The sequence below is a fragment of the Pantoea sp. SGAir0215 genome (assembly GCF_043543215.1).
On record NZ_CP028031.1, the window covers coordinates 4,175,522 to 4,186,758 of the forward strand.

The window sequence follows — 11,237 nt, forward strand, 5'->3', positions numbered from 1 at the left end:
GGCTGCAAGCGCTTCGCAGGGCGTTATTCGTCTTCTAAATACGTGTAGCCATACAGACCGCTTTCAAACTCCTGCAGGAACTGCTCACGCAGGTCTTCGTCCAGTTCAGAAGTCTGAATCTGTTTACGGAACAGCGTCATCAGCTCATTGGGGTCCAGTTGCACATACTGCAACATGTCGGCCACGGTATCGCCTTCATCGGAAAGCTGTACTTCCACTTCGCCATCCTGGAATGCGAAGACATCCACCGCTTCGGTATCACCAAACAGGTTGTGCATGTTGCCCAGAATTTCCTGGTACGCGCCGACCATAAAGAAGCCCAGCATCGGTGGGTTCTCCACATCATATTCCGGCATCGGCATGGTCGTAGCGATGCCGTCGCCATCCACGTAATGATCGATGGTGCCATCGGAGTCACAGGTAATATCCAGCAGCACGGCCCGACGTTCGGGCTTTTTATTCAGGCCTTCCAGTGGCAGCACCGGGAACAGCTGATCGATGCCCCACGCGTCCGGCATCGACTGGAACAGCGAGAAGTTCACATAGATCTTATCCGCCATGCGCTCCTGCAGCTCATCAATAATCGGGCGATGTGCGCGGTTGCTGGGATCCAGATGCTGCTGAATATAATGGCAAATGCTCAGGTACAGCTGTTCAGCCCAGGCGCGCTGCTTAAGGCTGTAAATGCCTGACGAATAGCCGGTGTGAATATCAAACAGGTCCATCTGGCTGTCGTGCAGCCATTCACGCAGAGAGCGGCGCGTATTCGGCTCGTGCATCTCCTGCCAGGTTTCCCACATGCTCAGGATAGGACGTGGCGCATCATCGATATCGGGCGCTTCAGGTTTGCTGAATTCGTTCCGCTCAACACCAATGATGTTAGAGACCAGCACCGTATGGTGCGCCGTTACGGCGCGACCGGACTCGGTGATGACGGTAGGATGTTCAAGTCCGTGTTCGTCGCAGGCGGCACCGATGGCCCAGATAACATTATTAGCGTATTCATTCAGCCCGTAGTTTACCGAGCAGTCAGACTGTGAACGCGTCCCTTCATAATCCACGCCCAGGCCGCCGCCGACGTCGAAGCACTTAATGTTGACGCCCAGCTTCGCCAGCTCCACGTAAAAACGTGCCGACTCGCGCACGCCGGTGGCGATATCGCGAATATTCGCCATCTGAGAGCCAAGGTGGAAGTGCAGCAGTTGCAGGCTGTCAATGCGTCCGGCTTCGCGCATGATTTCAACCAGCTTCAGCACCTGCGTGGCAGACAGGCCAAATTTGGATTTCTCGCCACCGCTCGACTGCCATTTACCGGAACCTTGCGACGCCAGACGCGCACGAATGCCGAGGCGCGGCACCACATTCAGGCGTTCCGCTTCTTCCAGCACCAGGCGCACTTCGGTCATCTTCTCCAGAACCAGATAAACCTTGTGCCCCATTTTTTCGCCGATCAGCGCCAGACGAATGTATTCACGATCTTTATAACCGTTACAGACAATCACTGAGCGGGTGTGGCCGGCATGCGCCAGCACCGCCATCAGTTCCGCTTTTGATCCGGCTTCAAGGCCCAACGGCTCACCGGAGTTCACCAGCGATTCAATCACGCGTTTGTGCTGGTTAACCTTGATGGGATAAACCAGGAAGTAGTCACCGGTATAGCCATAGGATTCACGCGCGCGTTTGAACGCGGCGTTGATTGAGCGCAGGCGGTGCTGAAGGATCTGCGGAAAACAGAACAACGCCGGCAGACGCTGGCCTTGCGCCTCACGTTCTTTCACCAGTTTTGCCAGATCAACGCGCACGTCCGGGCGATCCGGGTCGGGACAGACACTAATATGACCCAGTTCATTCACGTCATAATAGTTATTGCCCCACCAGGCAATGTTATAGGTCCGCAGCATCAGGCTGGCGTCCTGATCGTTCATCGCCACCTCCTGCATAGAGCGGAGAGCACCTTGTTCGCCAGCTGACGAACCCTTGATATTCTTCATGCCGTCAGACATCACGAACCTCAATTTTCCGTTGAAAGATAATACTGTAATCCGACTCAACAGCCGGATGTAGGGAAATTCGTTGCCACATATTACGTCATGCTCTGTCAGCGTCACGCGCCCAGATAATCCCCTTGCATGACCTAAGTGTAAAACACTCCGCCACGACAGGGGAAAAAAGGGCCGCGAATAATTCACACCACGTCGGTCGGGCCACTTGCCCACGTTGACGTGTCAGAGGTTAGCCAGCGCTTGTGTCGGGATAATTACCGAAGCGAATAAAAGGGTGGCAGGAAAGAAATAAAGACGGGAAACAGGATAACGCTGACGCAAAGCCAGCACGCAAAGAAGCCGTGAAGGAGAAGATAAGGCTCATGACGTGTATCACCTCCGCACATGACGCCGTCATGTGGCAAACCATCAGGGTGAAAGCCAGACAGTGGTCTGACGGGCGCGACGCGATAGCGCGTCATCCTTTTTCTGCTGCAAACGCAGCGGCGTTTTATACAATTTGCGCCTGAAAAATGCAAAGAGATTATTCGCTTAATGCTGGCCCTGCCCGCAGCATTATTCACTACTCAGCACCAGGCCGGCAGTGCATCAGAAAAAAGGGCTGGTAATTCGCTCATCTCGTAACCTAAAATAGACGTCCAGATGGTTTTCCATCTAAACAGGTTAATATCCAGGCGGTGTTGGCCTGGCGTGCTGACACTACCTGACTGCTCTCGGCTTTGCCTTAAGGGGCGTTAAGTCAGCTAACACTCACTTGCGCTACGCAGTCGAACTCAAACCATTGGTAAGGTAAAGAACATAATGGCTAAACATCTTTTTACATCCGAGTCCGTATCAGAAGGACATCCTGATAAAATCGCTGACCAGATTTCCGATGCGGTGCTTGATGCGATCCTGGAGCAGGATCCTAAAGCGCGCGTGGCCTGCGAAACGTACGTGAAGACCGGTATGGTTCTGGTCGGCGGCGAAATCACGACCAGCGCCTGGGTTGATATCGAAGAAATCACCCGTAATACCGTACGTGAAATCGGCTATGTTCATTCCGATATGGGCTTTGATGCCAATTCCTGCGCTGTGTTAAGCGCCATCGGTAAACAATCTCAGGACATCAACCAGGGCGTTGACCGCAGCGATCCGCTGGAACAGGGTGCAGGCGATCAGGGCCTGATGTTCGGCTACGCGACCAACGAAACCGACGTGCTGATGCCCGCCCCGGTAACCTATGCGCATCGTCTGGTTCAGCGTCAGGCTGAAGTCCGCAAAAATGGCACGCTGCCATGGCTGCGCCCGGATGCGAAAAGCCAGGTCACTTTCCAGTATGACAATGGCAAGATTGTAGGCATCGACGCGGTCGTGCTCTCGACTCAGCACAGCGAAGCCATCAGCCAGAACGATCTGCAGGAAGCGGTGATGGAAGAAATCATCAAGCCGGTACTGCCTTCTGAGTGGCTGAACGCGTCCACCAAATACCACATCAACCCAACCGGCCGTTTTGTTATCGGCGGTCCAATGGGTGACTGTGGCCTGACCGGTCGTAAAATCATTGTCGATACCTACGGCGGGATGGCGCGTCACGGTGGCGGCGCATTCTCAGGTAAAGATCCCTCAAAAGTTGACCGCTCCGCGGCGTACGCTGCGCGCTATGTTGCCAAAAATATCGTGGCGGCTGGCCTGGCCGATCGGTGTGAAATTCAGGTTTCCTACGCCATCGGCGTGGCAGAGCCGACATCTATCATGGTGGAAACCTTTGGTACCGAGAAAGTCTCTACTGAACAGCTGACGCTGCTGGTCCGTGAATTCTTTGACCTGCGTCCATACGGTCTGATTCAGATGCTGGATCTGCTGCACCCAATCTATAAAGAAACGGCCGCTTACGGTCACTTTGGTCGCGAACATTTCCCATGGGAAAAAACCGACAAAGCGGCACAGCTGCGCGAGGCCGCTGGTCTGTAAGCACCGGTGAGTAAGTGCACCTGAAAGCCCTGCCCGATGGCGGGGCTTTTTTATGGGCTTTATCCCGCATTCGTCCTCCGCTTTTTTCCTGCGGCACATTTTTTTAACTCAACTACACTTTCTTTCAGTTTGTACCCTGCCCTTGTGTTAACGATTACAATTTGAAACGCTTTAAATATCGGCTATTTAGGAATTTATCGCCGTAGTTATTCTTTTAAAAATGCGTTATTTTCAGCGTCATCTGATAGGCGTTAATCAGGACATTGTCAGAAACTTCGAGGGTACTATACCTCACTGGTTACTTGACCTTTCTGGGTTGTAAATGCTGGATTTCAGGGTTTCAGCATGTGTAAGCGATTACATCAATGTGATCGGGCTCACTTTTAACCCAGATAAGGTTTTTTAACATCGATAACAACAATGATGGATAATTTGGAGGCAACCATGCCTGGCAACTCACATAAAAGCAGAACCTCAAATAAGGCAATGACCTTATTTGTCTGCTTTCTGGCAGCGCTCGCAGGCCTGCTCTTTGGGCTGGATATCGGCGTTATCGCAGGTGCCCTGCCCTTTATCGCTAAGGACTTTAATGTTACTGCCCACCAACAGGAGTGGATTGTCAGCTCCATGATGTTTGGTGCAGCCATTGGTGCTATCGGCAGCGGCTGGATGTCATCACGTCTGGGCCGTAAAAAAAGCCTGATGGCCGGTGCGATTCTGTTTGTCATTGGATCACTCTGGTCAGCGATGGCACCTAATCCAGAAATGTTGATCTGCGCGCGCGTCCTGTTAGGTCTCGCCGTGGGTGTCGCCTCGTATACCGCGCCACTTTACCTTTCTGAAATCGCACCAGAGAAAATCCGCGGCAGCATGATCTCGCTGTACCAGCTGATGATTACCATCGGTATTCTGGGTGCGTATCTCTCCGATACCGCATTTAGCTTTACCGGAAACTGGCGCTGGATGCTGGGCGTGATCACGATCCCTGCCATTCTGCTGCTGATTGGTGTGTTCTTCCTGCCGAACAGCCCGCGCTGGCTGGCGGCGAAAGGCAACTTCCGCGACGCACAGCGTGTTCTGGATCGTCTGCGTGACACCAGTGAACAGGCAAAACGCGAACTGGATGAGATCCGCGAAAGCCTGAAAGTGAAGCAGTCTGGCTGGGGTCTGTTTACCAATAACGCCAACTTCCGCCGCGCGGTCTTCCTCGGCATTCTGCTTCAGGTGATGCAGCAGTTCACCGGGATGAACGTCATCATGTATTACGCGCCGAAAATCTTTGAGATCGCCGGTTTTGCGAATACGACTCAGCAGATGTGGGGAACGGTTATTGTCGGTCTGGTTAACGTACTGGCCACCTTCATCGCCATTGGCCTGGTGGATCGCTGGGGCCGTAAGCCTACGCTGATTCTGGGCTTCTTGGTCATGGCTGCCGGTATGGGCATCCTGGGCACTATGCTGCACATGGGCATCCATACACCAGGCGCGCAGTACTTCGCCATTGGTATGCTGCTGATGTTTATCGTGGGCTTCGCCATGTCAGCCGGTCCGTTGATTTGGGTACTGTGTTCCGAAATTCAGCCGCTTAAAGGGCGTGATTTTGGTATCACGGTTTCAACCACCACCAACTGGATTGCCAATATGATCGTTGGCGCAACCTTCCTGACCATGCTGAACACGCTGGGTAATGCACCGACCTTCTGGGTTTACGCGCTGCTGAACGTGTTCTTTATTGTGCTCACCGTTATGCTCATTCCGGAGACCAAAAACGTGTCGCTGGAACATATTGAACGTAACCTGATGGCGGGTAAAAAACTGCGCGATATCGGCCAGTAAATTCCTTCGCGCCCGCGTCCGTGAAAGCCAGTCAGTGTAAACTGACTGGCTTTTTTTAACCCTTTACCCACGCCAACAGCTCAGCGTATTCACGCTAAAACCCTGCCACGCCTGGCTTGCGCCGCCCCGCTTCGCTTTTCTTTCGTTAAAGTCGAAAAAATATACGCCGATAAATGACCTGACGTTTCCCTTATAAAAATCCGTTTTCAGACTTTATTTTCATCAGGAAATCCAATGAACAACCCCAGCGTAAAAAAGACAATGAGCACCCGGGCTCAGATGCTGCTGGCAGGGGGAATGACGATTGTCGTGGGCTTTGCAGCGACCATCGGATTGCTCAGCTGGCAGTCTTCAAAAGCGCAAAAATCTCTGGCCGCTGACTACCTGCAACAAATTGCTGCCAGCCATGCCGGACAAATTCAACAGGAACTGACGCATGCCCTGGACGCGGCACAAAACCTGGGGCAAAGCCTTGCCGCGCTGCCTGCGGCCGGCGTGACCGATCGCAACGTTGCCCATAAGCTCATGGAATATGCCCTGCAGAAAAATCCTGACTTTGTATCGATGACCGTGGTGTTCGAACCCAACGCCTTCGACGGTCGTGACAGTGCTTTCGCCGGCCAGCAGGGAATGCCACCCGAGGGGCGCTATGCCTGGTATATTGATCGGGATAAAGACGGGCATTTTAAAATGAATCCGGCGCTGGATTTTTTACAACCCGGTGCGGGCAATTACTATCTGCTGCCGAAAGAAACGCTTAAAGACACGCTGATTGAACCCTACAGCTTCGCCTATGATGGCGCGAAACCCGAGTGGTTAACCTCAGTCGCCACGCCTGTCATGGTGAACGATAAGCTAAAACTGGTCGTCAGCTCGGATATTCTGCTGTCGTCTATCCAGAAAAAAATCAACCAGATCAAACCCTGGCAAGGCACCGGTTACGCGCTGCTGATTTCAAACAGCGGTAACGTGATTTCCTCCCCCGATACAAGTGAAGCGGGCAAGAAATGGCCGGGGAACGTAAACAGCACCAGTACCAACGTGACGGAGCAATACGATCCGGTGCTCAAAGAACAGGCCATGTATACGTGGTATCCCGTGCGCGTTGGGAAGAGTGATAAACCCTGGTATGTCGGGATCGTGGCGCCCGTCAGTCAGGTGATGGCGGCCGCTGACCGCCAGCTGTACTGGGCAATCGGGCTGATGATCATCAGCATCCTGTCGGTGGGTGCCGTGCTGGGGCTGCTGTTCAGTCGCAAAGTGATGCGCCCGCTGGGTGGTGAACCGGCAGAGGCTGCGCGTATCGCGCTGGCTGTGGCTGAGGGGCGGTTAAACAACAGCATTGGCGTTGCGCCCGACGATAGCCGTAGTCTGTTCTACGCGTTGAGTACCATGCAGTCACAGCTTAGGACGATGGTCGGCCAAATCAAAGATGCCAGCCTCTCTGTCCAGCAGGGCGCGGGCGAAATCGCCAGCGCCAACCTGAACCTGTCCTCCCGAACTGAGGAGCAGGCTGCCGCCCTGGAGGAAACTGCGGCCAGCATGGAACAGATTAGCGCGGCCATTCGTATGAACGCTGACAACGCACAACAGGCGACAGGACTGACGGAAAATGCCACCCGTATCGCTAACCGTGGCGAAACGCTGGTGGATCAGGTCGTGACAACCATGGCGAAGATCGATGAAAGCTCGCAGAAAATTGGTGATATCACCACGCTGATTAACAGCATTGCTTTCCAGACCAATATTCTGGCGCTTAACGCCGCCGTTGAAGCGGCACGTGCAGGGGAACAGGGACGCGGATTTGCCGTGGTGGCCTCAGAAGTGCGTAACCTGGCGCAGCGCACCACCAGTGCCGTAAAGGACATCGCCGCCCTGATTGAAGAGTCAGCGCTGCGCGTCGAGAATGGCGTTGTGCTGGTCAATGATGCGGGCAAAACCATGCATGAAATGACAAATGCCGTTTCATCCGTGCAGCGCATCATCGGTGAAATTGTTGCCGCATCCGATGAACAGGCGCGCGGTATCGCTCAGGTCACCCTTGCCGTTAATGAAATGGACGGCACGACTCAGCAAAATGCGGCACTGGTTCAGCAGATGTCGGCGGCCTCCAGTTCACTTGAGGATCAGGCCCGCCAGCTGGCACAAACCGTCGCGCAGTTCCATTAAGCCGTGGCGATGTCCGTCGTGACAGACGGGCATCGCCATCTTTGCCCCGCGCATTCATATTGAGTTCCGCCTCTGCGGCGCTTATGCTGAGCGCCATGAAAACACCTCGTCTTCCGATTGCCCTGCAACAAGCCGTTATGCGCGCCCTGCGTGATGCTCTTGAGCGCGCTAATCGCACGCTTGAACGCACCTACCCTGAGCCCACGCTGGTTTATCAGCAACGGGGCACCGCCGCCGGTACCGCCTGGCTGGAAAAATGGGAGATTCGCCTCAATCCTGTGCTGCTGCTGGAGAACCAACAGGCGTTTATTGATGAAGTCGTCCCTCACGAACTGGCCCATTTGCTGGTGTGGAAGACCTTTGGTCGCGTGGCACCGCACGGGAAAGAGTGGAAGTGGATGATGGAAACCGTCCTCGGTGTTCCGGCCCAGCGTACCCACCGTTTTGAAGTCGCGTCCGTCCGTAGTCGCACCTTTGCCTACCGCTGTCAGTGCCAGCAGCACCACCTTACCGTACGGCGTCATAATCGCGTGATTCGCGGCGAAAGCGAATACCGCTGTGTCCATTGCGGCAACGTATTAAAAGCCGGCCTTTTCCTTCCATCCTGACCGGATTCTCATTCCGCCTGCCCCCGCATTCTGGTACCCTGCCGCCCTTTTTAGGATCAAGGTGATAACTGGAATATGTCTCGCAAAATAATCATGACCGCCGCGCTGCTGCTGGCCTCCTTTCATGCCACCGCGCTTAACCTGAATAATTACCATCAGAATAATTTTCAGCAGGCAAAAGCTTATGCGGCCGAGATTAATGCCGATGCACCGGGCAGCTTTTATTGCGGCTGCAAAATGACCTGGCACGGTAAAAAGGGCGAACCTGATCTGAGCAGCTGCGGTTATCAACCGCGTAAAAATGCCAACCGTGCCGCGCGCATCGAGTGGGAGCACGTGATGCCTGCCTGGGAGTTCGGTCATCAACGTCAGTGCTGGCAGAATGGTGGACGCAAAAACTGCAGTAAAGATGCCGACTATCGCCATATGGAGACCGATCTGCACAATCTGCAACCGGCAATAGGTGAAGTAAACGGCGACCGGGGTAACTTTGCTTACAGCCAGTGGAACGGGACAGAGAAGCAATATGGTCAGTGCAGCATGCACATTGATTTTAAAAACAAACAGGCAGAGCCACCAGAACGGGCCCGCGGTGCCATCGCGCGCACCTACTTCTATATGCGCGATCAATATCATCTGCGCTTGTCGCGCCAGCAAACCCAGCTATTTACGGCCTGGAACAAGCTCTATCCGGTCAGCCAGTGGGAATGCGAGCGAGACCAACGTATCGCACGGGTACAGGGGAATCATAATCCTTATGTGCTCGAAGCTTGCAAGCGTTAAAATCCCTGCCCTAAACTAACTGTCTTTACGGCCTCGCCGCGTGGATCGCGCGGCGTTTTGCTCTCAGGTACTTTATGCGCATACCTCGCATTTTTCACTCACAGCCGCTGCATGTTGGCAGTGAGATTACACTGGATGACGATGCCTCTAACCATGTTGGTCGCGTATTACGCATGACCAGCGGACAGCATCTGGAACTGTTTGATGGCAGTAATCTGACTTTCGCGGCAGAAATCACGCAAGTTGATAAAAAACGTGTAAAAGTATCCATCACAACGAGTCAGACTGACGATCGTGAATCGCCCCTTTATCTCCATCTCGGCCAGGTGATGTCGCGTGGCGAAAAAATGGAATTTACCATCCAGAAATCAATCGAACTGGGCGTTAATGTCATCACGCCGCTGTTTTCTGAGCGCTGTGGTGTCAAACTGGACGCCGAACGTCTGGCGAAAAAAATTCAGCAATGGCAAAAGATTGCGATTGCCGCCTGTGAACAGTGTGGCCGTAACCGGGTACCGGAAATCCGTCCGGCGATGACGCTGGAAGCCTGGTGCAGTGAAGCGGAAAGTGGGTTAAAACTGAATCTGCATCCGCGCGCCAGCCACAGTATTAACACCTTGCCCCAACCGGTCGAGCGCGTCAGGTTGCTGATTGGCCCGGAAGGTGGGCTGTCCGCTGAAGAAATTGCCATGACGGCACAGCATGGATTTACGGATATTTTGCTTGGCCCACGCGTTTTACGCACCGAAACCACCGCGCTGACGGCCATTACGGCACTTCAGGTGAGGTTTGGCGACCTGGGTTAAGCGATACTTTTAGCACGTTCAGGTCATGCAGCCTCACCGCCAGCCTGAAAGATCAGCCCCTTTTGCCCGAACGGAACGAGACGGTTAGTGCCGCCTCCTTCAGGAGAGAATAATGATTAAGCTTGGCATCGTGATGGACCCGATCGCATCCATCAACATTAAGAAAGACTCCAGCTTTGCAATGCTGCTGGAAGCCCAGCGCCGGGGCTACGAAATTCACTATATGGAGATGAACGATCTCTCCCTGCGCGGCGGCGTGGCCTTTGCCCGCACGCGCCTGCTCAGCGTGGAACAGAATGCCGCGAGCTGGTACCAGTTTGGCAGCGAACAGCAGATCAAACTGGCCGATCTTGATGTCGTCCTGATGCGCAAAGACCCACCGTTCGATACCGAATTCATCTACTGCACCTACATTCTTGAACGTGCCGAAGAACAGGGCACGCTGATCGTTAACAAGCCGCAAAGCCTGCGCGACTGCAATGAAAAACTCTATACCGCCTGGTTTGCCGAATTTACGCCGGATACGCTGGTGACCCGTTCGAAGCAGCAACTCCGTGCATTCTGGCAGGAGCATGGCGATGTGATTATGAAGCCGCTGGACGGCATGGGTGGCGCATCCATCTTTCGCGTGAAGCAGGATGACCCAAACTTTGGCGTAATCGCCGAAACGCTGACAGAGCATGAAAGCCGCTACTGCATGGCGCAAAATTATCTGCCAGCGATCAAAGAGGGCGACAAACGCGTACTGGTCGTCGATGGCGAACCCGTTCCCTATTGCCTGGCGCGTATCCCTCAAGGCGGTGAAACCCGTGGTAACCTGGCCGCCGGTGGACGCGGTGAAGCGCGCCCGCTGAGCGAAAGTGACTGGGCGATCGCCCGCAAAGTCGGACCCACGCTTAAAGCCAAAGGCTTGATTTTTGTCGGACTCGATATTATTGGTGATAGACTGACAGAAGTTAACGTGACCAGCCCAACATGCATTCGTGAAATCGAGGCCGCTTTCCCTGTGTCCATCACCGGTATGCTGATGGATGCCATTGAGAAGCGTCTGGGCTCAGCATAACGCTGGGACCATGCTC

8 protein-coding genes are annotated in these 11,237 nt (G+C 54.0%); 7 read left to right on the forward strand and 1 reads right to left on the reverse strand.

Going from position 1 to position 11,237, the window contains the following annotated elements; translation table 11 throughout:
- Window positions 1–23: 23 nt before the first annotated feature.
- Window positions 24–2,003, reverse strand: a complete 1,980-nt coding sequence (gene speA, locus C1N64_RS19480) for a biosynthetic arginine decarboxylase (RefSeq protein WP_033739647.1) — start codon at window positions 2,001–2,003, stop codon at window positions 24–26.
- An 801-nt stretch (window positions 2,004–2,804) separates the two neighbouring features.
- Here speA and metK point away from each other — a divergent pair.
- From metK to gshB, 7 genes are all read left to right on the forward strand, one after another.
- Window positions 2,805–3,956, forward strand: a complete 1,152-nt coding sequence (gene metK / locus C1N64_RS19485; RefSeq protein ID WP_006120844.1) for a methionine adenosyltransferase — start codon at window positions 2,805–2,807, stop codon at window positions 3,954–3,956.
- A gap of 444 nt (window positions 3,957–4,400) precedes the next feature.
- The gene (locus C1N64_RS19490) at window positions 4,401–5,792 is read left to right on the forward strand and encodes a sugar porter family MFS transporter (protein WP_006120845.1); all 1,392 of its coding nucleotides are present in this window, start codon (window positions 4,401–4,403) and stop codon (window positions 5,790–5,792) included.
- Between the two features lie 234 nt (window positions 5,793–6,026).
- Window positions 6,027–7,961, forward strand: a complete 1,935-nt coding sequence (locus tag C1N64_RS19495; RefSeq protein ID WP_162285981.1) for a methyl-accepting chemotaxis protein — start codon at window positions 6,027–6,029, stop codon at window positions 7,959–7,961.
- Window positions 7,962–8,056: 95 nt separating this feature from the next.
- The gene (locus tag C1N64_RS19500; RefSeq protein WP_110268430.1) at window positions 8,057–8,569 is read left to right on the forward strand and encodes a SprT family zinc-dependent metalloprotease; all 513 of its coding nucleotides are present in this window, start codon (window positions 8,057–8,059) and stop codon (window positions 8,567–8,569) included.
- 75 nt (window positions 8,570–8,644) lie between these two features.
- Window positions 8,645–9,352, forward strand: coding sequence for a deoxyribonuclease I (gene endA / locus C1N64_RS19505; RefSeq protein ID WP_039339282.1), 708 nt, complete (start codon window positions 8,645–8,647; stop codon window positions 9,350–9,352).
- A gap of 74 nt (window positions 9,353–9,426) precedes the next feature.
- Complete coding sequence (gene rsmE / locus C1N64_RS19510; protein WP_006120849.1) at window positions 9,427–10,158, forward strand: 16S rRNA (uracil(1498)-N(3))-methyltransferase; 732 nt, start codon at window positions 9,427–9,429, stop codon at window positions 10,156–10,158.
- Between the two features lie 112 nt (window positions 10,159–10,270).
- Window positions 10,271–11,221 carry a glutathione synthase gene (gene gshB, locus C1N64_RS19515; protein WP_033739652.1) on the forward strand — a complete coding sequence of 317 codons (951 nt, stop codon included), beginning with the start codon at window positions 10,271–10,273 and terminating at the stop codon, window positions 11,219–11,221.
- The last annotated feature ends 16 nt before the right edge of the window (window positions 11,222–11,237 follow it).